The organism is Sporomusaceae bacterium (assembly GCA_031460455.1).
In the GTDB taxonomy this organism is placed as follows: Bacteria; Bacillota; Negativicutes; order Sporomusales; family UBA7701; genus Anaeroselena.
In genome coordinates this window covers 88,931-115,831 of the sequence record JAVKTQ010000012.1, presented here as the reverse complement: position 1 = coordinate 115,831, position 26,901 = coordinate 88,931, and the positions used below count along the sequence as shown (strand labels likewise).

Here is a 26,901-nt window from a genome sequence, read left to right as displayed (position 1 = left end):
GCCTTTTCCTGCATCTTGGCCGTAAGGTAGTCGTAGGCGGTCAGGTAAACGATTTTTTCACCCTTGCTCACCATGCTCTGGAAGTCGAGAATACTTTTTTTCGCCATTTTGATTGCCTCCTCACTTTCGCTCGCAGCTCATATTTCTAAACACCGCGCCACCCATCGCCGACGTCACCAGACACGCGTACCGCTCCAGGTAGCTGCCCGCGGGGACGTCGCTCACGAACGGCGCCAGCCTATCCCGCCGGCGGGCCAGCTCGGCCTCGTCCACCAGCGCGTTCAGCTTGCCGGCGAGGATATCGATATCGATCATGTCCCCGTCCTCGACGAGAGCCAGCGGGCCTCCGGCCGCCGCCTCCGGGGAAACGTGGCCGATCGCCGCCCCCGAAGTCGCCCCCGAAAAACGCCCGTCGGTAATCAGCGCTACCGAACTGCCCAGCCCCATGCCGACGATCGCCGACGTCGGCGTCAGCATCTCCCGCATCCCCGGCCCGCCGCGCGGGCCCTCGTAGCGGACAATGACAACATCCCCCGGCTTGATCTTTCCGCCGTAAATAGCCTTAACCGCTTCCTCCTCCTGGTCGAAGACCCGGGCCGGCCCACGGTGTTTCAGCATCTCCGGCGCCACTGCCGCCTTCTTGCACACTGCCCCCTCGGGGGCGATATTGCCGGCGAGGAACGCGATGCCGCCGGTCGCCTGGTAGGGATCGCCAACCGGGCGGATGACGCTCGCGTCCTTGACCGCCGTCTCCTTGAGGTTCTCCCCCACCGTGGCCCCGGTCACCGTCAGCGCGTCGCCGTTGACGAGGCGGTTATCGAGCAGGTGCTTCAGCACCGCTTCCACCCCGCCGGCGTTGTACACATCCTCGGGGAAATGCTCGCCGGCCGGCTTCACCTTCACGATATGCGGCGTCCTGGCCGCGATCCGCTCGAATTCCTCGCGGCCGACCGTCAGCCCCGCGGAGTTGGCGATGGCCGGCAGATGAAGCGCGGTATTCGTCGAGCCGCCGATCGCCATATCGACGGCGATGGCATTCTCGAACGCCTTCATCGTCATGATGTCCCGCGGCCGGATATTCTGCTTGTAAAGCTCCATAATCTTCATCCCGGTCAGCTTCGCCAGCGCGCGCCGCTTGCCGCTCACCGCCGGAACGGTGCCCGAGCCGGGCAGCGTCATGCCTAAAGCCTCGGCCAGCATATTCATCGTGTTGGCCGTGCCCATCAGCGCGCAGGCTCCCGCCCCGTGGAACGACTCCCACTCGAACGCCGCCAGCTCCGCCTCGCTCATCTTGCCCTGCGCCACCTGCCCCACCGACTCGAACAAGTCGGTGTAGCCCACCTTACGGCCGCAGTGGAACCCCGCCAGCATCGGCCCGCCGCTGATCATGACCGCCGGCACGTTAAGGCGCGCCGCCGCCATCAGCATCGCCGGCGTGATCTTGTCGCAGTTGGTGATCAGCACCATCGCGTCGTAAGCGTGGGCGTTCATCATCACCTCGATCGAATCGGCGATAAGCTCGCGGCTGGCCAGCGGATACTTCATCCCGAAATGTCCCTGGGCAATGCCGTCGCACACACCAATGACCGGGAACTCGATCGGCGTGCCGCCGGCGGCCGTTATCCCCGCCTTCACCGCGGCCGCGATCTCGTCCAGGTGGGTGTGGCCGGGCATCGTCTCGTTCTGCGAATTCACCACCGCCACCAGCGGCTTATCAAGGTCGGAAGGCAAGAAACCCATCGAGTAGTATATTGCCCGGTGGGTGGCGCGTTCCGGGCCTTTTGTGGAAATATGACTCTTCACGTCCGTCTCCTTTGCACCCGCCGCATAATTTCTTTCAATACAACCTCTTCAAATCTTCTTCCTTCATCGTAAAACAGTGTTTCTCCCCCGGAAACTCCCCGCTGTCGATCTCCCGGCAGTAGGCGTTGAAAGCGTCGAGCATCTGCGGCCCGACCTGGGCGTACTGCTTGACGAACTTGGGCACGAACCGCTCGAAAATCCCCGTCAGGTCGTACGCGTTCAGACAGTGACCGTCCACGCCGGCGCCCGCACCGGTACCGATCGTCGACGCGCTCAGCTTGGATGTTATCAGCCTGGCCAGCGGCGCGGGTACGCACTCGAGCAGCACCGCGAACGCTCCTGCCCCCTCTAATTCACGGGCCTCCAGCAGCATCCGTTCGGCCGATGCGGCGTCCTTGCCCTGCACCTTGAAGCCGCCCAGCATCGATACCGTCTGCGGCGTCAGGCCGATATGGGCCATAACCGGGATGCCGGCGTCGACGATCCCCTTCACCTTATCCACCATCGGCAGGCCGCCTTCCAGCTTGACGCAGTCGGCCCCCTCCTTCATCAGGCGCCCGGCGTTGCGGATCGCCTCATCCACGTTTATATACGACATGAACGGCATATCGGCGACGACCATCGTATTGGGGGCCGCCCTTCTTACCGCCCGCAGGTGATAAATTATCTCCTCCATGTTGACCGGCACCGTCGTATCGTAGCCCAGCACCACCATGCCCAGCGAATCGCCGACGAGGATCATATCGGCGTCCGACCTGTCGATAAGCGCCGCGAAGGGATAATCGTACGCGACAATCATCTTGACTTTCTTGCCTTGCTCTTTTAATTGCCGGACCTGGGGAACGGTCAATTTCGTCTTGGTCATACTTTATCTCCTCCTAATACCCGCTTCACGGCCCGGCCGCCCGCCGGCCTCCCCCGGCGCCCGCAGCCATAGCATACCTCCCGGCGCCTGCCGGTATCCGCCATGGCCGCGTTCTAAAACGACGGCTTACCATACAAAGGAATTTTCGTGCTTGCTGGCCGAATACCTTCTCGCCGCCGTCGTCCCTCCCACAAAAACCTGCCCCCTTCCGCTCCGGGTGAAGGATATTCCCCGCCGCAGGCGAAAAGATTAATGATACGGATTGACGGCCGCGTTGCCGCAGTCCGTCACAAGCGAACAACGGGAGATGAGACAAGGTGAAAGTCGTAGGCATCAACGGCAGCCCCCGCAAGGACGGCAACACGGCGCTCCTGCTCAAGACAGTTTTCGCCGAACTGAACGCCCAGGGCATCGAAACCGAACTTATCCAGCTCGCCGGCCAGCCCCTCCCAGGCTGCACCGCCTGCTACGCCTGCCTGGCGCAGAAAAACGCCCGCTGCGCCATCGATGACGACTTCTTCAACGACTGCTTCGCCCGGATGATCGCCGCCGAGGGGATAATCCTCGGTTCGCCTGTCTACGCCGCCGGCGCGACCGCACAGATCAAAGCCCTTATCGACAGAGCCAGCATGGTGCTGGCCGCCAACAAAGGCCTCTTCAAGCACAAGGTCGGCGCCGCGGTGGTAGCCGCGCGGCGGGGCGGCGCGGTCGGCGCCTTCGACACCCTCACCCACTTCCTCCACAGCAAGGATATGTATCTCGTCGGCTCGACCTACTGGAACATGGGCTACGGCCGCAACATCGGCGAAGTGACCCAGGACGACGAGGGCATCGCCAACATGAAGAACCTCGGCGAAAATATGGCCTGGCTGTTGAACAAACTTCACGGTTGCCGATAAGACGCCATCTGCTTTCCCACAAAAAAAGAAAGCCGCCCTTGCCTGGCGGCTTTTTTCGTTTCCTGGTACCTAAACTTGCCTTTGTTCTTTGAGCAGCTTGCACGACTGGTAATACAGCCCGGCAATCCAACCGGCTGCAATCCCAGCGAAAAGCAGAACTTCCTGTCCGCTCATCCGAATGCACCTCCATAATAAAATCATGGACGGACATCCGTTTAGAGAAAGCATCCCGGTGGGGACAGATCCCGTTGCCAGGCTTCTTGCGCATCGCTAGCGGTGCGTCGTCCCTCCTGGCTCACTGAGAAGCTCGTTCTGGTTGGCTGGCCGAGTATGTATACATTATACAACCTTTCGGCGGCACCATCCAGTCATCTCAGAAAAATTCGATATTTTTCGCGCGCCCGGCGGGCCGGCATCAGGGCGTCGCGTACTGCTTGTCCCGCCCGAGGATATGCTCGGTGATCCAGGTGCAGACGAAATCGAGCGTCGTCCGCAGGTACTCGTCCTGGTTGGCGTCAACCTTGTCGAGGTTCACCTCGTCGATCTTGGCGATGAAATCGGCGTGTTCGGCCTTGTGGGACAGGAACTTCTTATAGCCGATGCTCATCATATACTCTTCCTCGGTTTTGAAGTGGTATACGGTGTAATTGCGCAGCTCGGTCAGAATAGCGACGATATCGTCGTACTTGTCCACCCTAAGATCGTTCTTCAGCAGCCCGTAAGCCTCGTTTGCGATCTCGAACAGCCGCCGGTGCTGGGCGTCGAGGTTCTCCACCCCGGTGTTGTATGCGTCTTGCCATTTGATCATCGGAAACACCCCCGGTTCGCGCATTTATTTTTATTATTTATTCTTTTTCGACACGATCGTACCTCTCACCTTCAGCACAGCGATGTATTTATAAATAATATCACTAAATAATAATTATCCTTTCTCCTTCATAACGAAGACCCGCCGGAAAGCGGGTCTTCATGCCGTTATTGTTTGATTTTCGCCAGCTTCCTTGCCAGGCTCTTCTTGTGTTCGAGGTTGGCCTCGCGGTACAGCATCACCCGCATCGCCTGGGGCGAGCCGGCGCCGTGCATCGCTTCGGCCAGCGCCGTACCGCCGGTCATGTTCTCCAGCAGCCTCGCCATCCTTATCCGGTGCTCGGTCGGCACCGCCGGGTTGGCGGTGAAGTACTTGTCGATCAGCGGCCCCGTCTCGGCCGCCCGGTAGTCGGCCTCGTACGGCAGCGTGGCGATGAAGCCGCCGGCGATATCGTGGGCCAGGCGCGAGATCTCGTACATCGTTCGCGTGCAATTCAGCTTGACGGTGTTGGCCAGCAGCGTGTTGACGTAGTAGTTGCCCGCCTCCGTCTTGTGGCCCTCGGCCGAACAGGCGATCGAGCAATTGTACATCGTCTCCGCCTGGTGGATCATCTCGATCAGCTTATCCTTGATATGCGAAGCGCCCGTTGTGCCGTTGTAGTCGGCCATCGCCGCCGTAGCGCCGATGATGACGTCCGCCACCCCCACCTTGCAGCCGCCGTAATTCTGGCGGTGATACGAAGCGAACGTCTCCACATACTCCTGGGCGAACTGGTACTCGCCGCACATGAACACCCGCTCCCACGGCACGAACACGTCATTGAGCACCGTCAGCGTCTCGCCGCCGACGATCGCGAACTCCGCGTTGCCGGTGTCGATATCCCCTTCCAGGCGGCGCTCGCCGTTCGTCTGGCGCCCGAAGATGTGCACTACCCCCGGCGCGTCCACCGGCAGGGCGCAGGCCACTGCGTAATCCTTGTCCCCCGCCCCCAGGTTGGTCGTCGGCAGCACCAGCATCTCGTGCGAATTAACCATCCCCGTCTGGTGGGCCTTGGCGCCGCGGATTACGATGCCGTCAGGGCGGCGTTCGACGACATGCACATACAGGTCGGGATCGGCCTGCTGACCCGGCTTCTTGCTCCGGTCGCCCTTGGGGTCGGTCATCGACCCGGCGACCATCAGGTCGTTCTCCTGGACGTACTTCATGTATTCGACAAACCGCTTGTGATAATCGGTGCCGCACTCCTTGTCGACCTTGTGGGTGACGATGAAGGTGGCGTTGAGGGCGTCGAACCCGACGCACCGCTGAAAACAGGTGCCTGTCTGCTGGCCGATCATCCGCAGCATCTTCACCTTCTTCACAAGGTCGTCGGTACTCTGGTGGAGGTGGGTAAAGCGGTTGATCTTCTTACCGGTCAAATTGGAGGTGGCCGTCATCAGGTCTTCATACTGCGGGTCGAAAGCCAGCTCGTACGTCTTGCCCGCCGAGTTCACATGCGGCCGCGTCATCGGGTCGTCGACCACGCTTGCGATCTTGCGGCCGTTGCAATATATAACCGGCTTGAGCCGGCGCAGGCTGTCGAAATACTGCTCCTTGGTCATCATGATTCATTCACCCCTCCCGTAATCTTTCAAAATCCCCACTTCTGACGCATATCGGCCCACTCGCGGTCGCGCTGGCCGGCGATCAGCTTCCACTCCGCCGGGCCGAGGTGCTTGAACCGCTTCTGCAGCCCCAGATACTCCTCCACCGGCTTGAAGTTCTTCGGCACGGCATTCATCTTTACCCGGCCCTGCTCGTACTCCGCCAGGTACCACAGCCCAGTCTCCACCGCCAGGCGTCCGACCGCCATCGTCTGGTCGGACGGGAAGCCCCAGCCTGTCGGGCAGGGCGCCAGCACGTGGATAAACGACGGGCCGTCGGTGTTCTTCGCCTTCGCCACCTTGTTCAGGAAATCGGTGGTGTGGGCGATGCTGGCGGTCGCGCAGTACGGGATGCGGTGGGCGATAAGGATCTCGAACAGGTTCTTCTTCACGCCCCGTTTGCCCACCGACGCCCCCGCCACCGGCGAAGTCGTCGTCGCCGCCCCGAACGGTGTCAGGCTGCTGCGCTGCACCCCGGTGTTCATATACGCCTCGTTGTCGTAGCACACGTAAAAAATCTTGTCGCCGCGCTCCACCGCCCCCGACAGCGCCTGCAGGCCGATATCGGCCGTGCCCCCGTCGCCGGCGATGCCCAGCACAGTCACATCCTTCAGCCCCTTCGCTTTGACCGCCGCCGCCATCCCCGACAGCACCGCCCCCGTCGCCGGGAAAGGCGCCGTGAACGACGGCACCGCGAACGCCATCTGCGGGTAAATGCTCGTCACCGTCGACAGGCAGCTCGCCGGGTAGGCGAGAAAGGTCCGCTCGCCAGTAACCTTGAGGATGAGGCGGGCAATCGTGCCGGCGGCGCAGCCCGGGCAAGCCTTGTGGCCGTACAGCAGCTCGCTGTCGGGCAAATCCTTCACCTTCACCACTCTTCCCACCTCAATCCCGCGAATTGTATCTCCCGCTCGGCTTTGCCCTCCGTCAGGGCGATCACCTTGCGGTACATCTTCTCCAGGTGTTCCTTCGTTATATCGCGGCCGGAAAGCCCGGCGATGAAATTCACCGTGTGCGGATTGGCGCCCCCGGCGCTGTAAAGCGCGGCCTTCGCCTCGGTGTACAGCGCCCCCGCGTTGCCGAACGACACATCGCGGTCGATCACCCCGATGCCCTTCACCCGCCTGCCCAAGGCGGCGATCTCCCCGTTCGGGAACGGCCGGAAGTAGCGGACCTTGACCAGCCCGACCTTCAGCCCCTCGGCTCTGAGCTTGTCGACGACGATTCTCGTCGTCCCCATCACACTGCCCATACCCATCAGCACATACTCGGCATCCTCGCAGCGGTATTCCTCCATCATGCCGCCCCAGCGCCGGCCGAATGCGGCGGCGAAATCGCCGTCGGCCATGGCGATCGCCTTCCTGGCCGCCGCCATCGCCTCCTGCTGCTGATAGCGGAACTCCGTCTGCCACTCGGGGGCGACGGAAATGCACAAACTGCGGGGGTTGGCCAAATCGAGGACATTCTCGCCGGGCGCATATCGCGGCAGGAAGGCGTCCACCTCCCGCTGCCCCGGAATGCTCACCACCTCGTACGTATGGGTCAGCACAAACCCGTCCAGGCACACCATCACCGGCGTCTGCACAGCTGTGTCCTCGGCCACCTTATAAGCCTGGATCACCGTGTCGAGCGCCTCCTGACCGTTCTCCACATACACCTGCAGCCAACCGGCGTCACGCATCGCCAGCGAATCGCGGTGGTCGCCGAAAATATTCCACGGCGCCGCCACCGTGCGGTTGGCGTTCATCATCACGATCGGGAACCGGCTGCCGCTCACATAATGCAGCATCTCGCACATATACAGCAGCCCCTGCGACGACGACGCCGTGAACGTCCGGCAGCCCATCATCGCCGCCCCCATCACCGCCGCCATCGCGCTGTGCTCGCTCTCCACATTGATAAACTGGCAATCCATCTCGCCGCCGGCGATAAACTCCGACAGCTTCTCCACCACCGACGTCTGCGGCGTGATCGGATAGGCGGCAATGACCTCGGGCCGGCAGAGCCGCACGCCGTAGGACACGGCGTCGTTGGCGGACATGAAGGCGCGCTTCGCCGCGAGCGTTTCGCTACTCACCCCTGACGCCCTCCTTCACCATCGTGATCGCTTTTGCCGGGCACTCGGCCGCGCACAGGCCGCAGCCCTTGCAGAAGTTGTAATCGACGGCATAATTATCGCCTGTGCGGTCGATCGCCCCGTCGGGGCAGATCAGCCAGCACTGCTGGCACTTACGGCACTTAGCCGTCTGAATCACCGGGCGGAACACCCGCCAGCCGGCGTTGGCCTCCACAAGCACCGCCGCCTTCGCATACGGCCCGCGGGGCATCTCCTCCCCCGTCCGCGGATACTGAAACGCGCTCACAGTCGGTTTAGGCATGGATTTTCCTCCTGAGCTCGTTATACGCCCACTCCACAACCTCGCGGTTCTTCGCCCGGCTGTCGGCAGGCAGCATCTCGTCCACCGCCGCCAGCGCCGCCGGCAGCGCCACCAGCCCGGTCGCGCCCACAAACGCCCCGAACATCGGCGTGCTCGTCACCGGCTGCCCCAGTACGGCCAGCGCGATTCCCGTGGCGTCGATGGTATGTACCCGCCGGCCTTCGCCCGCGAAAGCGCCGGCGTCGCGGGCGGAATTTATCAGCACCTCGCCCCCCGGCTTCAGGCCCTCGAACACATCGACGACCTCCAGCAGGCTCTCGTCCAGCACCACCACGTAATCGCACCCGTACACCTTGCTGTGGTCGTGGATCGGTTTTGTATCGATGCGGGTGAACGCCAGCACCGGCGCACCCCGCCGCTCGGGCCCGAACGACGGGAAGGCCTGGACGAAATAATCCTCGGCCAGCGATGCGGCCATCCCCAGCAGTCGCGCGGCCGTAAAGCCGCCCTGCCCGCCGCGGCCGTGCCATCTTATCTCCTTCATCTTCTCCCCTCTTTCCTCAGCCACGACAATTTCCACGATATGAAAAATGTTTCCATTTAAATTTTACCGCCAGGTTGTTTTCGCTGTCAATCGGACAAATCAAAAAACGGCCGGAAATCCGCCCGCTCGCCGCCAAAAGGAATAATCATGCCCGGCATTGAATCTTTATAGCTGACGATACCCATACCACCCCACCAAGATAGGAGAGAAAACCCATGCCCATCTACGAATATTCCTGTACAAAATGCGGCAAGAAAGTCGAGCTGCTGCAGAAAATGGGCGCACAGGACGCCGGCGCACCCTGCCCCGCCTGCGGAGAAAACGCCCTGAAAAAACAGCTGTCCGTCACATCGCCGGCCCAGATGGCGAAAGGCGCCGCCCCGGCCTGCGCCCTGCCCGGTCAGCAGGGCCCCTGCGGCGGCTGCTGCGGCGGCTGCCACTGACAGAACCGGTCAAAGCCAAACAGCAAGAGCCAGGTACAGCACCTGGCTCTTCATATTTATAAACTTGTTTCCTGCCTAGCCCCGCTTGCGCGCCAGCACCTCGGTCACCGCGGCCACGATATCCTTGGCCGTCAGCCCGTAGCGGACCGCCAGCTCCTCCGGCGTGCCCGACTCGCCGAATGTGTCGGCGACACCCACCATAGCGACAGGCACAGGCCTGTGGCGGACCAGCGTCTCGGCCACCGCGCCGCCCAGGCCGCCGTAAATCTGATGCTCCTCGGCGGTCACGATCGCCCCCGTCTCGGCGGCGGCCTTCAGCACGGCATCCTCGTCCAGCGGCTTGACGGTGTGCATATTGATCACCCGCACGCTCACGCCCTTCGCCTGCAGCGCCTCGCGGGCCAGCAGCGCCTCGTACACGATCGGCCCGCAGGCAATGATCGTCGCATCCGTCCCATCGCGCAGCGTCACCGCCTTGCCGATCTCGAACCCGTCGTCCTCGGCCGTGAAAACCGGCGTCGCCTCGCGGGCAAAGCGCAGGAAACACGGCCCCAGCACAGCCGCCGCGGCCATCGTCGCCTTCTTCGCCTCCACCGCGTCGCACGGCACGATCACCTTCATATTCGGCAGCACCCGCATCAGGGCGATATCCTCCAGCGCCTGGTGGGTCGCCCCGTCCGCCCCTACCGAAATGCCGCCGTGGTTGCCGGCGATCTTCACGTTGAGATTGGCGTAACACACCGTCGTCCTGATCTGGTCCCACGCGCGCCCGGCCAGAAAAACGCCGTACGTCGTCGCGAACGGTATCTTGCCGCCCAGCGCCATACCGGCCGCCGTGCCGACCATATCCTGCTCGGCGATGCCCATATCGAAAAACCGTTGCGGGAACTTGGCGGCGAACCAGTCCGAGCGGGTCGACTTCGCCAGATCGGCGTCCAGCACCACCACATCCGGGTTGGCCGCCCCCAGCGCCAACAGCCCGTGGCCGTAGCCGTCCCTCGTCGGCAGCATCTTGTCGCTCATTGCCCCAGCCCCTTCCCGTAGATGTCGTCCAGCGCCCGCGCCAGCTCGTCGGCGTTCGGCGCCTTGCCGTGCCAGCCGGCGGCGTTCTCCATGAAAGAAACGCCCTTGCCCTTCACCGTCCTGGCAATGATGACCGTCGGCCTGCCCTTCGTCCGCGCCGCCTCGTCGTAGGCCGCCAGCACCTGCTCATAGTCATGGCCGTCGATCTCGACCGCGTGCCAGTTGAACGCCCGCCACTTCTCGGCCAGCGGCGCCAGCCCCATCACATTCTCCACGTCGCCGTCGATCTGCAGGCCGTTATAATCCACCAGCGCGCACACGTTGTCCAGCTTATAGTGGGCAGACGACATCACCGCCTCCCACACCTGGCCCTCCTGCAGCTCGCCGTCGCCCATCAGGCAGTATACCCTGAAGCCCTGACCGTTCATCTTCGCCGTCAGCGCCAGGCCGTTGGCGATCGACAGCCCCTGCCCCAGCGACCCGCTCGACACCTCCAGGGCCGGCAGCGCCAGGCAGCTCGGGTGGCCCTGCAGGCAGCTGCCGAACTTCCGCAGCGTCGTCAGTTCCTCCGCCGGCAGGTACCCGCTACGCGCCATCACCGAATACAGCAGCGGGCAGGCGTGGCCCTTCGACAAAATAAACCGGTCCCGCTCCGGCCACTTCGGCTCCGTCGGCCGATGGCGCATAACCTTGAAATAAAGAGCCGTCAGCAGCTCCACCGCCGACAGGCTGCCGCCCGGGTGCCCCGAGCCCGCCGCCGCCGTCATCCTGACGATGTCGGCCCGCACCTCGCGTCCGACCGCGGCCAGCGAATCGATGCAATAGGTTTTCAAAAAACCGCCCCCCGCCCAATAATAATAGCTTTACATCGGTGCCATTCATTTCTCGTCGCCGGCCGCGTATTCCTGCCGCCCCGCCCCGCCGGAGACTTTTCTTCCGGCAAGACAGCAAAAAGGACTCCGGCCCATCCGGAGTCCTTTTCTGCCTGCTTTACGCGCAGCGGGCCGCACTGCCCGCCAGCCGCCGGTAAGCCAGGATGCCTGCGCCGGCCGCGAACGCGATCGCCGCCAGCAGCAGGAAAAACTTGTCTTTCGGCAGCACGTCCCAAAATGTGCCGATATAGCCGGCCAGGAAGTTGCCGGCGAACGACGACATAAACCATACCCCCATCATCATCGACACCATGCGGGGCGGCGACAGCTTCGTGAACAGCGACAGGCCGACCGGCGACAGATACAGCTCGCCGACCGTGAGGATGAGGATGCTGCCGATCGTCCACAGCATGTTTACCGGTGTACCGTCCACGTCGTACATCGCGGCCGCCGGCATCAGCACCAGGAACGACAGGCCGAGCAGCATGCAGCCGACAGCCATCTTCACGATCGCGTCCGGCTCGCGGCCGCGCCTGGCCTGCCAGGCCCACAGCGAAGTCACCAGCGGCGTCAGCAGGAAAATGAACAGCGGGTTGAACGACTGAAACCACGTGGCCGGCATCTCCCAGCCGAAGATACGGCGGTCGGTGTCCTCGTCGGCCCACAGCGCCATCGTGTTGCCCTGCTGCTCGTACGCCATATAGAAAACGGCGCTGAACATGCACATAAAGATCAGCAGCCACACCCGCCCTTTCTCGTCGGCGGTCAATGCGCCGCCACCCGGCTGGCAGTCGGCCGCAGGCCGGCGCACAGCGCATTCCGGCGACAGGTACCGCTGTCCCCATATATAGAGGAGCAGGCCGATCATCATGCCCACCCCGGCGAAGCCGAAGCCCCAGTGCCAGCCGTACACCTCGCCGAGCGTCCCGCAGACCAACGGCGACAGGAACGCCCCCAGGTTGATGCCGACATAGAAAATATTGAAGGCCCGGTCGCGCCGGGGGTCCCCCGGCGGGTACAGGCTGCCCACCTGGGTCGAGATATTCGGCTTGAACGCCCCGTTGCCGAGCACCAGGAAAACCAGCGCCGGGTAGAAAAGATTCTCGAACGCCATCAGGAAGTGGCCGATCGCCATCAGCACGCCGCCGACGATCACCGTCTTACGCTGGCCCCACACCCGATCGGCCAGCATCCCGCCGAAAAACGGCGTCATATAAACGAAGCCGGTGTACAGGCCGTAGACCTGCGACGCCTGGCCCTGGGAAAACAGCAGATGCTTGGTCATGTAGAAAATCAGCAGGGCCCGCATCCCGTAGTACGAGAACCGCTCCCACATCTCGGTAAAAAAGAGCACATAAAGCCCTTTGGGATGACCGAACAACTCCCCGTCCCGGCTTTGCATCGGCATGCCTCCCCCGGTAATCGCCGCCCCGACCGGCGTAAAGAGCGCTCCCGGCAGGGTTTTCGGTTCTATTTCGACAATCCCCTACATAATCCTCCCCCCAGGAAATGCCTGCCATATACCGGTATGATATACTGATAATAAAAGAGTTTTTATCCTCCGCACACTCGCCGAAAGGGGTGCCGTAACAATGAAACTCGCCAGAACTATCCTCGCCTGCGCCCTCCTGCTCCTGGCAATGCCTGCGGCCGGCGCCGAAACCCATCCCCAATCCGTGTCCGTCGTCACCCAGAGTCTTCACCAGGGAGTGCTCGATTTCCAATATCCGCGGGTGATCGGCATGCCCGACGCCAAGGCCCAAGACATCATCAACGCCGCCATCGCCCGGCGGGTCGAGGGATTCCGCGCCGGTGTCGCAGCCGGCCCTTCCGGGCCTTTCACCGAAACCGCTATGGCCAGATACGCCGTCCGCCACAACGGCGACGGCAAACTCAGCCTCACCCTGACCTTCTACGTATACCAGGGCGGCGCCCACGGCATGACCTACATGCGCGGCCTCACCTTCGACCTCGCCACCGGCCGCGAATACCGCCTGCCCGACCTCGTCCCGTACGACGGCGGCGGCCGCGAGAAAATCGACGCCGCCATCGCCGCCCAGCTCAAAGACCGCAACCTCCCCCTCATCGCCCCCTTCAAAGGCGTCGCCGACAACCCCGACTTCTACCTCGCCGCCGACGGCCGGCCCGTCGTCTTCTTCCAGCTATATGAGCTCGCCCCGTACGTATACGGCTTCCTGGAGTTTCCTCTGTCCATCGGCGCCCGGTGATAACGCCCACTCCCATACTTAGGAGAGGAGTCACTCCCATGCACAGAATAAGCCGTTGGTTTGCCGCTGTCCTGCTGGCAACCGTGTTCGCCGCGGCTTCGCCGACTCCTGTTTCCGCCGCCGGGGCGGCCGGCAACCTCGTCATCCTCTTCACCCACGACACCCACTCCCATATCGCCGAGTACCCCCCCGTGAGCGGCGACGGCATAACCGGCCGTGCAGGCGGCCTCGCCAGAATAGCAGCAGCCATAGACGCCGAGCGCCGCGGGCGTGAAGACCGGGTGCTGCTGCTCGATGCCGGCGACTTCAGCATGGGCACAATCTTCCACACCATCCGCTCCACCCGCTCGGCCGAACTCGTGCTCATGGGTGCGCTCGCTTACGACGCCACCACCTTCGGCAATCACGACTTCGACTTCACCGCCGACGGCAGAGAACACTTCCGTCGCCAGATTGGTCACCGGCTTTAGCCAGGATATCGACCGCAGCTATCTCGCCGCCTTTGGTTATAAGACAGGCCAGTTCCTGTCCAGCAGCCGCTTTGCCCTACCCGCCCCCGACTGGGATCGCGGTCGGCCGGATGCCGTCCTGTCCGGCCAAGGCGACCTCGTCACCGATGCCTACCGGGCGGCCGTGCGCGCCGTAGAAGGTCCCCGCTATCGCGAAATATCCCTTGCCGTCACCCCTTACGGCCTCATCCGCGCCCCGCTGCCCGCCGGCCACGTCACCGTCGACGACGCCTTTCGCGTTCTGCCGTTAGGAATAGGCCTTGACGGCCGGGCCGGCTACCCGCTTGTCACTTTTTGGCTTACCGGTCGTGAAATCCGTTCCCTGTTCGAAATCGAAGCCACCCTCGCCGACGTGAAAGAAGATGCCCGCCTCCAAATCAGCGGCATGCGCTTCGCCTACGACCCAGGAGCGCCCCCCTTCGCCCGCGTCGCCGCCGTCGAGGTCGAGACCGGCGACGGTGCTCTCGAACCGCTTGACGACAACCGCCTGTACCGGGTATGCACAAACCTCAACGGCTATTACCTGCGCGACTTCCTCGCCCGCGCCACCGGCGGCCGGCTGACCTACCAGCCCAAAGACGCAGCAGGCACCCCGCTCACCGATCCCCGCGCGCTCGTCGTCCGCCGCACCGCCGACCCTGGCTCTCCGGAAGTCAAAGAATGGCTGGCCCTCGCCATATACCTCGGCGCCTTCCCCGACCGCGACGGCGACGGCAGGCCAGACATCCCGGACAACTACCGTACCCCCCAGCCGCGGATCGTGCCGCTGGCTGCTCAATAGGCCTCTCCTGCAAGCAAAAGAGTTGGACCATAACGGTCCAACTCTTTATTCTCCCCAAATAGCCTCACTCGACGGCTTTTGCCGTCACCGTGAAGGAATCCCCGGCGTTGCCGACGATCGTCACGAAACCGCCGGCCGCCGCGAACACCTCGCCGCTATCCACCGCGCTGTCGTACAGCACCGTCCCCTCGGCATCGAACACGATCACCCTGCCCTTCGCCGGCTTTTCGAAGCCCAGCACGCAGTCTTCCGCCACCTTCAGCCATTCGTTATACCCGTCCGTGCCGATGGCATGGGTCGTCTTGCCGCTCTCCAGCGCTGCCGCCATATCGGCAGGCATAAACAGCACTCCGGCACTCCAGGCCCACATCCGGCCTTCTTTTTCGATCAGGCGGAGTTCGGACAGATCGCGCAGCGCCTTCACCGCCATACCCGCGAAGGTGGGGGACTCGACTTTCAAAACGCTGCCGAAATCGATGTAGCCCGGCAGTGCGTCTATCGAATAAGACTCGACAACATAACCGGCCGCGGCCATCGATCCCTCGAAGGCTTTCGCGTTCCGTCTCAGCCACTTCTGGCCGTCGATCGCGATCGCCAGCTCTTTCGGCTCCGCCACAGGCTCGATTTTTTCACCGCTGATCGCATCCGCCTTGAATGACGGAGCATGCTGTACAAAGTAGCGCCTGCCGTCGATAGCCGCGAAATAAACCTTCGCCTCACTCTTATGGAAATAGCCGGAGTTATAAACCGCCGACAGCTGGGGCGTTTCCGTCTTGCCTTCCACTTTATAAACAGTCAGTGTCCCTTTCTCCATATCGAAAGCGATTCTCGTAAGGGCGCCGCTGAAATAGTAACCCTCAAAAGCCTTCATCTCCGCGGGGATCGGCTCAGCCTTGGCAGGCGGCGTCACCGCTTTGGCCGTTCTTTTCATCAGGCCTTTGTCGGCAAGATAAGCCGCCAGCACATCGGCAGCGATAACGAAGGCCCCGCCGGCCTTCCCGGTGGAGACTATGGCCACCGACACCCTTTTGTCGGGGGCGGCGAACACCTGCGCGGTATACGTGCCGCTGTTGCCGCCTTTGCCTAAAACCTTGATCCCCTGTTCCTTGAACGGCACATGTTCGGCAACATCCCAGCCGAGTCCCCAGCTTATGTCGGGGCCGCGGAGTTTGCCCCGGAACGTGGCCGGCTGTACCTTCTTCATCTCGTCAAGCGCCTTGGCCGAGAGAATCTGGGCGCCTTTCCCCGAGAAAGTGTCGGCGAAGCGGCATAAATCTTCGGCCGATGCCGAAAGTCCGCCTGCTCCCAGGACAGACAGGACTTCCAGCGGCTCGCTGGCCGTTTTTCCCGGCGGGTAGAACTTTGCCGCCTTTACCCCTGTACCCGCCAGCCACATACCGACACCCGGGCCGGTATGGTTCAGCGACAACGGCTTAAATACCCGTTCGTGCAAAAAATCCATGAAGCTTTGCCCCGAAGCCCTGACCACAATCATTTCCGCCAGGGTGAAGCCGTCGTTGCAGTATGGGTTCATTTCGCCCGGCTGATGCTTGAGGTTCGAAAGGGCCAGCGTTTCCAGGATGTCCTTGTAAACATCCTTGTTGAAAGAGTAACCGAAATTGTTCGCCCCGGTTGTGCCAGGCAGCCCCGACGTGTGGTTGAGCGTCATCCTCACCGTGATATCCTTATAGCGCTCGTCTGCCATCTTAAACTCCGGGATATACCTGGTCACCGGCTTGTCGAGATCGACCTTGCCCTCGTCGACGAGCAGCATGATCGCCGTCGTCACATACATCTTGCTCACCGAGCCGATGTTAAAGACGGTGTTCTTGTCGACCGGGACGCTCTTCTCGCGGTCGGCCATGCCGAAACCCTCGGAGTACACGATTTTTCCGTCATCCATGATAGCTATGGCGGCGCTGCCGATAGCCCCGGAGTTTATGTCCTTCCACATCTCCGTGCGAGCGACGGTCACCGCGCTGCCGCCATCGGCGCCGCCGGCCCATGCCGGCGCTGCGCCCGCCACCAGCACGCACATCGCCAGGCATAATATCCCTATCACTTTCCGCATCAATTGCACCTCCTTAATCTACTTCCTGCCCTCGGTCCGCGCCAGAAAGCCGCGCACCGCCGCTAGGTATTCGTCGGGTTTTTCCAGGTGATGCTGGTGGGAAGTATCGGCGAACACCACAAGCTCCGACCCGGGCAGCGCTCGCTGGTACAGCCGCGTCGTCGCCGGCGTCGCCTCGTCCTGGCTGCCGCAGGTGAACAGCACCGGGACGGTTATCTCCCCGAGGCGGCCGACAAGGTCGGCATCCTTCAGGCTGCCGGTCGCGGTGAACTCGCTCGGCCCGAACATGCTCAGGTAAACCGGCACCCCCATCTTTTCAAATGTCCGCTGCACCGGCTCAGGCCACGGATCGAGCAGGCACAGGTGCTTCCGGTAAAACGCCATCACCGCCTCCTGATACGCGGGCGATTCGTAATCGCCCTTCGCTTCGGCCGCCGCCACCACCTGCCGCACCTCGTCCGGCATGGCGGCGAGATAAGCGCGCTGGTCGGCGATCCACAGCGGAGCGCTCAGAAAGGGCGCCGTCAGCACCAGGCTGCGGACCCCGCCGGGCTTCTTGGCGAGCATATACTCGACTGCCAGCATCGTACCCCACGACTGACCGAGGATATGCACCTCACCCAGACCGAGCGCCGCCCGCACCGCCGCCAGCTCCTCCACGAACCGAGCGGTCGTCCACAGCGACGGGTCGTCCGGTCGGTCGGAATTGCCGCAGCCCAGCTGGTCGTAAAAAACCACCGGCCGCTCGTCGGCCAACGCCGCCAAAGGCTCCAGATAATCGTGGGGCGCCCCCGGTCCTCCGTGCACCATGAGCACAGGCGCCCCGGCCTTCTCCCGTCCGACGATCCGGTACCACACCTGCCCGCCGCTGACCGCTATCTTCCCCTCCGTCGCCGCCGTTATCCCCATATCTTGTCACGCCTCCTGCCACATAATTTTTACCGAAAGAACGGCCCCGTCCTGGCGCAGCACGCCTGGCCGGGGCCGGCTTAATCAGTTCCTAATTGCCGGCCGCCTTCGCCATCACCGTAAAGGCATCCCCGGCGTTGCCGGTCATCGCCACGAAGCCGCCGGCGGCCACAAACACCTCGCCGCTGTCCAACACGCTGTCATACAGCAGCGCCCCTGCGGCGTCGTACACCAGCACCCGGCCCTGCGCCGGTTTCGCAAAGCTCAGCACGCTGTCCTCGGTCACCTTCAGCCATTCGGCAAACCCGTCCGCGCCAATCACGCCGGTCGCCTTGTCGTCCTCCAGCGTTGCCGCCATATCGGCAGGCATGAACAGCGCCCCGTTGCACCACGCCCACAGCCGTCCGTCCCTGTCGACCAGGCGGAGCTCCGATAAATCGCGCATCGACTTGACCGGCATCCCGGCGAAAAGCGGCGACTCGATCCTCTTCACGCCGCCAAACTCGATATAGCCCGGCAGCGCCTTGATCAGGCCGCCTTCGACGACATAATCGGCCACGCCCATCGAGCCCTCAAAAGGTTTCGCGTTCCGCCGCAGCCATTTCCGGCCTTCGACCTGGGCCGCCAGCTTTACCGGCGCGGCAACAGGCTCGATTTTTTCGCTGCTGATCGTATCCACCATCCAGGCCGGATCGTGCTTCGCCAAATAACGCCGGTCGCCGGAAACCGTAAAATACAGCATTTCCCCTTTTGCGTGGAAATAGCCGTTGTTGTATACCCCCGTCACCACCGGGGTCTCCGTCTCGCCGGCCACGTTGTAGACGGTCAGAGCGCCCTTTTCTATATCGAGCGCCACTTTATACAGCGCGTTGCCGGTGGCGTAGTAGCCCGCAAAAGCCCTGAGCGATTCGGGCGCGGGCTGCGCTTTGACCGGCGGCGTCACAGCCTTGACTTCTTTCTTCATAAGCCCCTTGTCGACAAGATACGCTTCCAGCACCCTGTCGGCGATGGCGATCGCGCCGCTCCGCGCTCCGCTGGCGATCACCGCCACCGCGATCCGCTTGTCAGGCACGGCAAACATCATCGTGGTATAAGTCCCCGTACCGCCGCTCTTGCCGAGCACCTTTATCCCCTGAACCCGGTAGCGTTCGTGGTCGGTCACGTCCCAGCCCAGCCCGAAGCTCACATCGGGGCCGCGCAGCTTGCCGTTGAACTCGGGCGACTGCACCTTCTTGATCTCCGCCAGCGCCTTGGCCGACAATATCTGCGGGCCTTTTCCCGCGAACGAATCGGCGAACCGGCACAGATCCTCCGCCGACGCCGACAGCCCGCCCGCCGCCAGCACCGAAAGCACCTCCAGCGGCTCGGCGTGCAGCCTGCCGGGCGGATAATACTTCGCCGCCCTCACCGTTTTCGTCTCCTGCCTCATGCCGACACCCGGCCCGGTGTTGCTGATCCCCAGCGGCCTTAATACCCGCTCATTCAGGAAATCCGGGAAGCTCTGCCCCGAGACCCTGACGACGATCATCTCCGCCAATGTGAACCCGTCGTTGCAGTACGGGTTCATCTCGCCCGGCCGGTGCTTCAGGTTGGACAGCGCCAGCGTGTCCAGCGTATCCTTGTAAACGTCCTTATTAAAAGCGAACCCGAAATTATTCGCTCCGGTCGTGCCCGGTATGCCTGAGGTATGGTTGAGCGTCATCCTCACCGTAATGTCCTTGTAGCGCTCGTCCGCCATCGTAAATTCGGGCAGATACCTTGTCACCGGCTGGTCGAGATCCACCTTGCCCTCGTCGACCAGCAGCATGATCGCCGTCGCCACATAAACCTTGCTCACCGAGCCCATATTGAAAATGGTATGCCTGTCGACCGGGATGCCTTTCTCGCGGTCGGCCATCCCGAAGCCCTCGGAATAAACGAACTTCCCGTCGTCCATGATGGCGACGGCCGCGCTGCCGGTAGCCCCGGCATTGATGTCCTTCCAGATCTCCGTGCGGGCGGTCACCTTGGCCGTCCCGCCATCCCCGGCCGACGCCAGGGGCAGACAAACCGCCAGCAGGCAGACCAGCACCAAGCCGGCCCCGAAAAACCGTTTCATCACTTGCACCTCCAAAAATCGTCTATCTGCCATCTTTCCAAATGTTCCGACATTTCCCGCCATCAATATCTTTCCATGCCACTGCCTCAAATCCTCCTCCTTTGCGGCGTGGGATTGACAAACCCCTCTTACCGTCTCCCGCTTTGATGGCAATCGGGTTTGGTGATGCCCAAAAAATCCTTTGATGGCAATTGCGTTTGTTAATGGCCAATTTTTGCTTCTATTTAGAGGAGATTATCGTAAGGCAGAGAAATATTAAGCAAAACTCCGAAATCAGCAGGATATTGCGAATTTTTTCACAAACTCATCCGGCGCGTTTGCCGGTTTACGAGAGGTATGAAGATGCGCATCAGATTTGCCAGCCCGCTAGCGAAACGCCTGGGCGCCGGGGAATGCACCATCGACGCTCCGCAGCCGCTCACGGTCGACGAAATCGTCGCCATCCTGGCCGGCCGCTTCTCCCATACCGAGGTTTTCCGCGACGGCACGGCCGACGGCTTCGTGCCCTACGTCTGGATGGCGTTCAAAAACGGCCGGTATCTGCTCAACCCCGACGACAGACTCGACGACACCGACGAACTGGAATTTATTCCCCCGATAATGGGCGGATGATGCGGAGGCGCCACCGTGGGCGGATACAACAACAAGCTCGCCTATGTGAACTTAACGGCTAAAACCGTCTCCTGGAAGGAGCTCACCCGGGAAGAATGCCGCACCTGGATTGGCGGCAGCGGCCTGGGCGCGAAGCTTCTCTTCGAGCATTCGGTGCCCGACGTCGACCCGCTCGGCCCGGACAACCCGCTCATCTTTACGACCGGCCCGATGACCGGTTCCTTCATTCCCGGCGCCGGCCGCCACCAGGTCGTCACCAAATCGCCCCTCACCGGCATATACGGCGAAGCCGACGCCGGCGGAAAGTGGGGGACGGTGCTAAAAGCATCGGGTTATGACGGCATAATTATTTTAGGTCAGACCACTAGGCCAGTATATTTGTACGTCCACGACGGAATTGTCGAAATATTTGACGCATTCGATCTGTGGGGGCTGGACATCTACGACACCGACGCCGCCCTCAAAAACATCCACGGCCCCGACGTCACCGTCGCCGCCATCGGCCCGGCCGGCGAAAACCAGGTCCTGATGGCCACCATCGTCACCGAAGGCCGCAAAGCCCATACCGCCGGCCGCGGCGGCCTTGGGGCCGTCATGGGCTCCAAGCGGCTCAAAGCCATCGTCGTTGCCGGCGACCGTCCCGTCCCCGTCCACGACCGGCAGCGTCTCGAACGCAGCATCGAAGCCCTCGCCGCCACCATCGAAAAACGCACCGCCGCTCTCCAGGAATACGGCACAGCCGGCGGCATCACCGGCTTCGAGCGCATCGGCGACATGCCGGTGAAAAACTGGTCGCAGGGCAGCTGGCCGGCGGTCGAAAAAATATCCGGGCAAACGATGAGCGCCACCATGAAAACCGGCCGCAGCAAATGCCAGTCCTGCCCCGTCGGCTGCCGCCGCACCGTCAAAAACAAGAGCCGCTACGGCAGCGTCGACGGCGCCGGCCCGGAATACGAAACCCTCGGCATGTTCGGCGGCGCATGCCTGATCGACGACCTCGAAGCCATCACCCAGGCCAACGAACTGTGCAACCGCTACGGCATCGACACCATCTCCACCGGCGCGTCCATCGCCTTCCTCATGGACCTGTACGAAAAGGGCTTCGTCGACCTCGAAAGGCTCCACGGCGGCCCCGTCGCCCCCGGTCACCTGCCAGTGTGGGGCAACGCCGAGGCGATGCTGTGGCTCATCCACGCCATCGGCCGCCGCGAGGGCATCGGCCGCGTGCTCGGCCTCGGCGTCAGGCGCGCCGCCGAAATCATCGGCGGCCGGGCCCACGAATGCGCCTTCCACGTCAAAGGCCTCGAAATGCCGGCCCACGACCCGCGGGCCTTCAACTCCATGGCCCTCGGCTACGCCACCTCCAACCGGGGCGCGTGCCACCTCCAGGGCGGCAGCTACTTCTTCGAAAAAGCCGCCACCATGCCCGAAATCGGCATCACCAAAATCCTCGACCGCTTCCGCACAAACAACCAGGGCGACATCCAGGCCCGCCTCCAGGACATCATGTGCCTGATGGACTCCATGAAACTGTGCAAATTCCTCCTCTACGGCGGCGTCAACCTCACCGTAATCACCGAATGGCTCAACTGCCTCACCGGCTTCGACTACACCGTCGAGGAAATGCTGGCCACCGGGGAACGCATCTTCAACCTCAAGCGCCTCTACAACATCAGGTGCGGCATCGGCCGCGCCGACGACACCCTGCCGCGCCACATCCTCGAAGAGCCGCGTCCCGACGGCGGAGCGGCCGGCAACCTGCCGCCGCTCGCGGCGATGCTCCAGGAATACTACCAGGCCCGCGGCTGGGACGGGGAAGGACGGCCCTCGCCGGACACCCTCTCGCGGCTGGAACTGTGCGAATACTAAATTTAAAATATATAACGCTTCAAAGGAGGAGAAAACTTGGGAACCGTCAGCAGAAGAACCTTTCTTAAACTGATGGCGGCCGGTGCCGGTGCAGCAACCGTATGGAACGGCAACCTCGCCGTACCCGCCATCGCCGCCCCGCGCCCCTACCGCCTCAAAGACACCAAGGTCAGCCCCTCGATCTGCATCTACTGTGGCGTCGGCTGCGGCCTGCTCGTCTACGCCAAGGACGGCAAAGTCGTCAACGTCGAAGGCGACCCCGACAACCCCAACAACCAGGGAGGCCTGTGCGGCAAAGGCTCGTCGGCCTACGAGGTCTACGCCAGCCCCCGCCGGCTCAAAAAAGTCCTTTACCGGGCCGCCAACTCCGACAAATGGGAAGAAAAAGAATGGAGCTGGGCCATCCCGGAAATCGCCAAACGCATCAAGCAAACCCGTGACGCCAGCTTCAAACTCAGGGAAGGCGCCGTAGCGGTCAACCGCACCGAGGCGCTCGTACAACTGGGCGGAGCGTCCCACGACACGGATGAAAACTATCTGCTGGCGAAGTTCGCCCGCGCACTCGGCATTGTCGGCCTGGAACACCAGGCCCGTATCTGACACTCCTCCACGGTGGCAAGTTTGTCACCATCTTTCGGCCGCGGCGCCATGACCAACTCCATCCCCGACGTAGCCAATGCCGACGTCATCATGGTCTGCGGCGGCAACCCCGCCGAAAACCATCCCGGCGTCGCCCGCTTCATCAACCAGGCGCGGGAAAAAGGCGGCATCGTCATCTCCGTCGACCCCCGCTACACCCGCACCTCGGTGCTGTCCGACATCTACGCCCCCATCCGTCCCGGCACCGACATCGTCTTCTTCAACGCCCTGGTCAACTACATCCTCACCAACAAAAAATACTTCGAACCCTACGTCAAAAACTACACCAACGCCAGCTACCTCCTCAAACCCGAGTTCGCCTTCAAGGACGGCTACTTCAGCGGCTGGGACAACGCCAAGAAGAAATACGACTATGCCACCTGGCAGTACCAGACCGGCCCTGACGGCGCGCCGCTCACCGACCCCACCCTCCAGAGCCCCGACTGCGTCTTCCAGCGCATGACCCAGTTCTACTCCCGTTACACCCCGGCGCTGGTCGAAAAAGTCACCGGCATGAAGCAAGACCTCTTCCTGAAGATCGCCGCCGCCTACTCCGCCACCGGCGTGCCCGACAAATCCGGCACCCTCCTCTACGCCATGGGTCTCACCCAGCATACCAAAGGCGTGCAAAACATCCGCGCCTTCGCCATCGTCCAACTGCTCCTGGGCAACATGGGCCTCCCCGGCGGCGGCGTCAACGCCATGCGCGGCGAAGCCAACGTCCAGGGCTCCACCGACGCCGGCCTGCTGTTCGGCAACCTGCCGGGCTACCTGGCGGCGCCGGGCGCGGCCGCCCACCCTGACCTCAAAACCTACCTCGAAAAAATCACCGTCAAAAACAGCTTTGCCGAAAACACCCCGAAATTCGCCGTCAGCCTCCTCAAAGCGTGGTGGGGCGACAAGGCCCAGCCCGAGAACGACTTCTGCTTCGACTACCTGCCCAAGTTCTCGCGCCCGCACAGCTTCATGGACATCTTCGACGACATGTACGCCGGCAAAATCAAAGGCCTGCTGCTGTGGGGCATGAACCCGCTCGTCTCCGGGCCGAACTTCGAAAAAACCGCCGCCGGCCTCGAAAAGCTCGACTGGATGATGGGCATCGACCTGTTCGAATCCGAAACCCACCGCTTCTGGAAGCGCCCTGGCGCCAACCCCAAGAACATCAAAACCGAAGTCTTCCTCCTCCCCGCCGCCTCGATGGTCGAAAAAGACGGCTCAGCCACCAACACCAGCCGCTGGCTGCAGATGCGCTACCGCTCCGTCGACCCCATCGGCGACTGCAAGGAAGACGGCGCCGTCATGTACATGCTCATCAAGGAGCTCAAAAAGCTCTATGCCGCCGACGCCAACGCCGTCTTCCCCGGCCCCATCCTCGACATCACCTGGGGCTATGGCGGCGAACACTACAACGCTGACGAAGTCTTCAAAGAAATGAACGGCTGGGACGTCAAAACCAAGCAACAGCTCCCCGGCTTCGCCACCCTCAAAGCCGACGGCTCCACCGCCAGCGGCAGCTGGATCTACTGCGGCATGTACCCGCCGGCCGGCAACCTCGCCAAGCGGCGCAAGCCCGACAAACAGGGCATCGGCCTTAACCTCGAGTGGGGCTGGGCCTGGCCGATGAATCGTCGCATCCTCTATAACCGCGCCTCCTGCGACCTTGACGGCAAACCGTTCAGCGACAAAAAGTACCTCGTCCACTGGGACGCCGCCGGCAAGAAATGGACCGGCATCGACGTCCCCGACTTCATCGGCACCAGGGCGCCGACCGACCCGTTGGGCACGGCCCCCTTCATCATGGTCCCCTACGGCCTCGGCCGCCTGTTCGCTCCCGGCGGCATGACCAGCGACGGCCCCTTCCCCGAGCACTACGAACCGATGGAATCGCCGGTGAAAAACGCCATGGGCCCGGTTCAGAACAACCCGCTGGCTGTCACCTACAAATCCGACCGCGACAAATGGGCAGCCGTCGGCGGCGAAGAATTCCCCTACATCTGCACCACCTACCGCGTTGCCGAACACTACCAGACCGGCAACATCACCCGCAAGCTCCTCACCACCACCGAAGCCATGCCCGAAACCTTCCTGGAAATCGACCCCGAGCTGGCCAAAGCCAAGGGCATCAAGAACGGCGAATACGTCGAAGTCTCCTCCGCCCGCGGCAAGATCAAGGTCAAGGCCTTTGTCACCCCGCGCCTCCAGCCGATGGTCATCGACGGCAAGAAATGCCATGTCGTCGGCATCCCCTGGAACTACGGCTTCTTCGGCGAAGACCCCTCCGGCCTGGCCAACACCGTCACCAGCGCCAACATGCTCACCCCCCAGGCCGGTGATCCCAACGTACGGATACCAGAGTACAAGGCCTTCATGGTCAACGTAAGGAGGGCGTAGCAATGGCCAGACTGGCGTATCTCTTCGACAGCTCCAAATGCGTCGGCTGCCACGGCTGCCAGATCGCCTGCAAGCAGTGGAACGAAGAACAAGCGACGCGCACCACCTTCACCGGCAGCTACCAGAACCCCCCCTCCCTCAGCCCCGACACGCGCACCATCATGCGCTTCTACGAAAACTTCGAGCAGGACACCATCCCCCAGCTCAACATCCTTAAAGTCCAGTGCTACCACTGCGGCGAGCCGGCCTGCGTCAAGGTTTGCCCCAGCGGCGCGCTCAGCAAGACCGACAAAGGCATCACCGCCGTCGACGCCGCCAAATGCATCGCCTGCGGCTACTGCCACAGCGCCTGCCCCTTCACCGTCCCGGCCATCGGCAAACATGTCAACAAATGCGACATGTGCTTCAGCCGCACCGAGCACGGCGACGACAAGCAGAAAACCTCCACCCCGGCCTGCGTCAAAACCTGCCCCGCCGGCGCCCTCGAATTCGGCGACCGCGACGCCCTCGTCGCCAAAGCCCACAAGCGGGTCGATTGGCTCAAGACGCGCGGCCACAAAGACGCCAACCTCTACGGCGAAAAGGTCCTCGGCGGTCTCGGGGTCATGTCCGTCCTCAAGTACCCGCCCGCCAGCTACGGGCTGCCGGCCAACCCGACCATGCCGCTCGAGCTGTTCGTCTGGAAAGACCTCTTCAACCCGATGGGCCTCCTGATGCTCGCCGGCGCAGTCGGCGCGGCCGCGGGCCACTACCTGCTGGCCCGCCGCCAGGCCAGGGACGACCATCACCACCACGGCGGCGACGACAGCAAAGGGAAGGAGGAGATGAAAGGATGAAACCAGGGTACATCTTGAAACACGAAAAACCGACCCGCATCTTCCACTGGGTCAACCTGATCGTCTTTGTCCTCCTGCTCCTCTCCGGGCTGGCCGTCTTCAACAAAAACCTCGCTTTCCTCGCCCTCCCCTTCGGCGGCCTCAAGAACGCCGCCACCGTCCACAAATACCTCGGCTGGGTGTACTTCATCGCCCCGCTCGTCTACATCGCCCTCTATCCCAAACTGTTCGTCAAATTCCTCAAAGTCATCGGCAACATCACCAAGGACGACATCGCCTGGTTCAAGATCGCCGGCGGCTACCTGGCGCCGTTCATCAAAGGCACCCCGCCGCCCCAGGACAAGTACAACGCCGGCCAGAAATCCCTCGGCTGGATGGTCATCGGCCTCTCCTGCATCCTGGCCGCCACCGGCCTGGCGATGTTCTTCTACGCCAGCATGCCCCCCGCGGTCGTGCGCTGGGCCATCCTCATCCATGCGGCCGTCGGCATCTTCCTCGGCTGCGGCGTCATCGTCCACGCCTACCTCGCCGCCATCCACCCCGTCTCCAGCAAAGAATTCTACACCATGATGGGCAGCGGTTACATCGACGAGGAATTCGCCAAGGGCCACAACGAAAAATGGTACAAGGAAATGAAAGCCAAATCGTCCCAATAAACGGCAGGCGGGAAGACTTACCCT

General features: G+C 62.5%; 24 protein-coding genes. 10 read left to right on the top strand and 14 right to left on the bottom strand.

Annotated elements, in window-relative coordinates; genetic code table 11:
• Window positions 1–120: 120 nt before the first annotated feature.
• Together ilvD and panB are read right to left on the bottom strand one after the other, a co-directional pair.
• Window positions 121–1,803 carry a dihydroxy-acid dehydratase gene (gene ilvD / locus RIN56_15985; protein MDR7868298.1) on the bottom strand — a complete coding sequence of 561 codons (1,683 nt, stop codon included), beginning with the start codon at window positions 1,801–1,803 and terminating at the stop codon, window positions 121–123.
• 34 nt (window positions 1,804–1,837) lie between these two features.
• On the bottom strand, window positions 1,838–2,668 hold the full coding sequence (gene panB / locus RIN56_15980; GenBank protein ID MDR7868297.1) for a 3-methyl-2-oxobutanoate hydroxymethyltransferase: 831 nt from the start codon (window positions 2,666–2,668) through the stop codon (window positions 1,838–1,840).
• 317 nt (window positions 2,669–2,985) lie between these two features.
• Between panB and RIN56_15975 the strand changes: the two genes are divergently transcribed.
• Window positions 2,986–3,567 (top strand): flavodoxin family protein, encoded by a 582-nt coding sequence (locus RIN56_15975; protein ID MDR7868296.1) that lies wholly within the window; start codon window positions 2,986–2,988, stop codon window positions 3,565–3,567.
• Between the two features lie 415 nt (window positions 3,568–3,982).
• On the opposite strand, the gene RIN56_15970 is transcribed toward RIN56_15975, so the two are convergent.
• The 6 genes from RIN56_15970 to RIN56_15945 all read right to left on the bottom strand — a co-directional run bounded on the left by RIN56_15970 (window position 3,983) and on the right by RIN56_15945 (window position 8,976).
• A complete protein-coding gene (locus RIN56_15970; protein MDR7868295.1) occupies window positions 3,983–4,375 on the bottom strand; it encodes a hemerythrin family protein in 393 nt (130 codons plus the stop codon).
• Between the two features lie 167 nt (window positions 4,376–4,542).
• Window positions 4,543–5,979 carry a 4-hydroxyphenylacetate 3-hydroxylase family protein gene (locus RIN56_15965; GenBank protein MDR7868294.1) on the bottom strand — a complete coding sequence of 479 codons (1,437 nt, stop codon included), beginning with the start codon at window positions 5,977–5,979 and terminating at the stop codon, window positions 4,543–4,545.
• A gap of 26 nt (window positions 5,980–6,005) precedes the next feature.
• A complete protein-coding gene (locus RIN56_15960; GenBank protein ID MDR7868293.1) occupies window positions 6,006–6,890 on the bottom strand; it encodes a thiamine pyrophosphate-dependent enzyme in 885 nt (294 codons plus the stop codon).
• Window positions 6,887–8,095: a hypothetical protein gene (locus RIN56_15955; GenBank protein MDR7868292.1), complete on the bottom strand. Its 1,209-nt coding sequence runs from the start codon at window positions 8,093–8,095 to the stop codon at window positions 6,887–6,889. The genes RIN56_15960 and RIN56_15955 overlap by 4 nt, the downstream gene beginning before the upstream one ends.
• The gene (locus RIN56_15950; protein MDR7868291.1) at window positions 8,088–8,396 is read right to left on the bottom strand and encodes a 4Fe-4S binding protein; all 309 of its coding nucleotides are present in this window, start codon (window positions 8,394–8,396) and stop codon (window positions 8,088–8,090) included. Before RIN56_15950 ends, RIN56_15955 begins: the two co-directional genes overlap by 8 nt.
• Window positions 8,389–8,976 (bottom strand): 2-oxoacid:acceptor oxidoreductase family protein, encoded by a 588-nt coding sequence (locus RIN56_15945; GenBank protein MDR7868290.1) that lies wholly within the window; start codon window positions 8,974–8,976, stop codon window positions 8,389–8,391. Before RIN56_15945 ends, RIN56_15950 begins: the two co-directional genes overlap by 8 nt.
• Window positions 8,977–9,155: 179 nt before the next feature.
• On the opposite strand from RIN56_15945, the gene RIN56_15940 reads away from it, so the two are divergent.
• The gene (locus RIN56_15940; protein ID MDR7868289.1) at window positions 9,156–9,383 is read left to right on the top strand and encodes a zinc ribbon domain-containing protein; all 228 of its coding nucleotides are present in this window, start codon (window positions 9,156–9,158) and stop codon (window positions 9,381–9,383) included.
• A gap of 75 nt (window positions 9,384–9,458) precedes the next feature.
• On the opposite strand, the gene RIN56_15935 is transcribed toward RIN56_15940, so the two are convergent.
• The 3 genes from RIN56_15935 to RIN56_15925 all read right to left on the bottom strand — a co-directional run bounded on the left by RIN56_15935 (window position 9,459) and on the right by RIN56_15925 (window position 12,680).
• The gene (locus tag RIN56_15935) at window positions 9,459–10,406 is read right to left on the bottom strand and encodes a transketolase family protein (protein ID MDR7868288.1); all 948 of its coding nucleotides are present in this window, start codon (window positions 10,404–10,406) and stop codon (window positions 9,459–9,461) included.
• Window positions 10,403–11,239 carry a transketolase gene (locus RIN56_15930; protein MDR7868287.1) on the bottom strand — a complete coding sequence of 279 codons (837 nt, stop codon included), beginning with the start codon at window positions 11,237–11,239 and terminating at the stop codon, window positions 10,403–10,405. Before RIN56_15930 ends, RIN56_15935 begins: the two co-directional genes overlap by 4 nt.
• A gap of 157 nt (window positions 11,240–11,396) precedes the next feature.
• Window positions 11,397–12,680, bottom strand: a complete 1,284-nt coding sequence (locus RIN56_15925) for a peptide MFS transporter (protein MDR7868286.1) — start codon at window positions 12,678–12,680, stop codon at window positions 11,397–11,399.
• Window positions 12,681–12,870: 190 nt separating this feature from the next.
• Between RIN56_15925 and RIN56_15920 the strand changes: the two genes are divergently transcribed.
• Genes RIN56_15920 through RIN56_15910 form a run of 3 tightly spaced genes read left to right on the top strand, consistent with a single transcriptional unit; the run spans window position 12,871 to window position 14,796 of the window.
• Window positions 12,871–13,506 (top strand): DUF3298 and DUF4163 domain-containing protein, encoded by a 636-nt coding sequence (locus RIN56_15920; GenBank protein MDR7868285.1) that lies wholly within the window; start codon window positions 12,871–12,873, stop codon window positions 13,504–13,506.
• 38 nt (window positions 13,507–13,544) lie between these two features.
• Window positions 13,545–13,976: a hypothetical protein gene (locus RIN56_15915; GenBank protein MDR7868284.1), complete on the top strand. Its 432-nt coding sequence runs from the start codon at window positions 13,545–13,547 to the stop codon at window positions 13,974–13,976.
• Window positions 13,960–14,796, top strand: a complete 837-nt coding sequence (locus RIN56_15910) for a 5'-nucleotidase (protein ID MDR7868283.1) — start codon at window positions 13,960–13,962, stop codon at window positions 14,794–14,796. Before RIN56_15915 ends, RIN56_15910 begins: the two co-directional genes overlap by 17 nt.
• Window positions 14,797–14,860: 64 nt before the next feature.
• Here the strand turns inward: RIN56_15910 and RIN56_15905 are convergent, their stop codons facing one another.
• The 3 genes from RIN56_15905 to RIN56_15895 all read right to left on the bottom strand — a co-directional run bounded on the left by RIN56_15905 (window position 14,861) and on the right by RIN56_15895 (window position 19,874).
• On the bottom strand, window positions 14,861–16,867 hold the full coding sequence (locus tag RIN56_15905; protein ID MDR7868282.1) for a serine hydrolase domain-containing protein: 2,007 nt from the start codon (window positions 16,865–16,867) through the stop codon (window positions 14,861–14,863).
• 18 nt (window positions 16,868–16,885) lie between these two features.
• Complete coding sequence (locus RIN56_15900) at window positions 16,886–17,776, bottom strand: proline iminopeptidase-family hydrolase (GenBank protein ID MDR7868281.1); 891 nt, start codon at window positions 17,774–17,776, stop codon at window positions 16,886–16,888.
• A 91-nt stretch (window positions 17,777–17,867) separates the two neighbouring features.
• A complete protein-coding gene (locus RIN56_15895; protein MDR7868280.1) occupies window positions 17,868–19,874 on the bottom strand; it encodes a serine hydrolase domain-containing protein in 2,007 nt (668 codons plus the stop codon).
• A 342-nt stretch (window positions 19,875–20,216) separates the two neighbouring features.
• Here RIN56_15895 and RIN56_15890 point away from each other — a divergent pair, with 342 nt between their 5' ends.
• From RIN56_15890 to RIN56_15870, 5 genes are read left to right on the top strand one after another with little or no spacing between them, the layout of a single operon-like run.
• The gene (locus RIN56_15890; GenBank protein MDR7868279.1) at window positions 20,217–20,486 is read left to right on the top strand and encodes a MoaD/ThiS family protein; all 270 of its coding nucleotides are present in this window, start codon (window positions 20,217–20,219) and stop codon (window positions 20,484–20,486) included.
• A 15-nt stretch (window positions 20,487–20,501) separates the two neighbouring features.
• Window positions 20,502–22,355: an aldehyde ferredoxin oxidoreductase family protein gene (locus RIN56_15885; protein ID MDR7868278.1), complete on the top strand. Its 1,854-nt coding sequence runs from the start codon at window positions 20,502–20,504 to the stop codon at window positions 22,353–22,355.
• 36 nt (window positions 22,356–22,391) lie between these two features.
• Window positions 22,392–25,385 carry a formate dehydrogenase-N subunit alpha gene (gene fdnG, locus RIN56_15880; GenBank protein MDR7868277.1) on the top strand — a complete coding sequence of 998 codons (2,994 nt, stop codon included), beginning with the start codon at window positions 22,392–22,394 and terminating at the stop codon, window positions 25,383–25,385.
• Between the two features lie 2 nt (window positions 25,386–25,387).
• Window positions 25,388–26,221, top strand: a complete 834-nt coding sequence (locus tag RIN56_15875) for a 4Fe-4S dicluster domain-containing protein (GenBank protein MDR7868276.1) — start codon at window positions 25,388–25,390, stop codon at window positions 26,219–26,221.
• Window positions 26,218–26,877 carry a formate dehydrogenase subunit gamma gene (locus RIN56_15870; protein MDR7868275.1) on the top strand — a complete coding sequence of 220 codons (660 nt, stop codon included), beginning with the start codon at window positions 26,218–26,220 and terminating at the stop codon, window positions 26,875–26,877. The genes RIN56_15875 and RIN56_15870 overlap by 4 nt, the downstream gene beginning before the upstream one ends.
• Window positions 26,878–26,901: the final 24 nt, after the last annotated feature.

What these genes read in the sequence shown, in the direction of transcription:
- RIN56_15870 (MDR7868275.1), top strand. Translation starts at nt 26,218, where the DNA reads ATGAAACCAGGGTACATCTTGAAACACGAAAAACCGACCCGCATCTTC.
- RIN56_15950 (MDR7868291.1), bottom strand. Translation starts at nt 8,396, where the DNA reads ATGCCTAAACCGACTGTGAGCGCGTTTCAGTATCCGCGGACGGGGGAG.
- RIN56_15915 (MDR7868284.1), top strand. Translation starts at nt 13,545, where the DNA reads ATGCACAGAATAAGCCGTTGGTTTGCCGCTGTCCTGCTGGCAACCGTG.
- RIN56_15920 (MDR7868285.1), top strand. Translation starts at nt 12,871, where the DNA reads ATGAAACTCGCCAGAACTATCCTCGCCTGCGCCCTCCTGCTCCTGGCA.
- RIN56_15970 (MDR7868295.1), bottom strand. Translation starts at nt 4,375, where the DNA reads ATGATCAAATGGCAAGACGCATACAACACCGGGGTGGAGAACCTCGAC.
- RIN56_15875 (MDR7868276.1), top strand. Translation starts at nt 25,388, where the DNA reads ATGGCCAGACTGGCGTATCTCTTCGACAGCTCCAAATGCGTCGGCTGC.
- RIN56_15900 (MDR7868281.1), bottom strand. Translation starts at nt 17,776, where the DNA reads ATGGGGATAACGGCGGCGACGGAGGGGAAGATAGCGGTCAGCGGCGGG.
- panB (MDR7868297.1), bottom strand. Translation starts at nt 2,668, where the DNA reads ATGACCAAGACGAAATTGACCGTTCCCCAGGTCCGGCAATTAAAAGAG.
- RIN56_15925 (MDR7868286.1), bottom strand. Translation starts at nt 12,680, where the DNA reads ATGCAAAGCCGGGACGGGGAGTTGTTCGGTCATCCCAAAGGGCTTTAT.
- RIN56_15895 (MDR7868280.1), bottom strand. Translation starts at nt 19,874, where the DNA reads ATGAAACGGTTTTTCGGGGCCGGCTTGGTGCTGGTCTGCCTGCTGGCG.
- RIN56_15965 (MDR7868294.1), bottom strand. Translation starts at nt 5,979, where the DNA reads ATGATGACCAAGGAGCAGTATTTCGACAGCCTGCGCCGGCTCAAGCCG.
- RIN56_15940 (MDR7868289.1), top strand. Translation starts at nt 9,156, where the DNA reads ATGCCCATCTACGAATATTCCTGTACAAAATGCGGCAAGAAAGTCGAG.
- RIN56_15905 (MDR7868282.1), bottom strand. Translation starts at nt 16,867, where the DNA reads ATGCGGAAAGTGATAGGGATATTATGCCTGGCGATGTGCGTGCTGGTG.
- RIN56_15935 (MDR7868288.1), bottom strand. Translation starts at nt 10,406, where the DNA reads ATGAGCGACAAGATGCTGCCGACGAGGGACGGCTACGGCCACGGGCTG.
- RIN56_15890 (MDR7868279.1), top strand. Translation starts at nt 20,217, where the DNA reads ATGCGCATCAGATTTGCCAGCCCGCTAGCGAAACGCCTGGGCGCCGGG.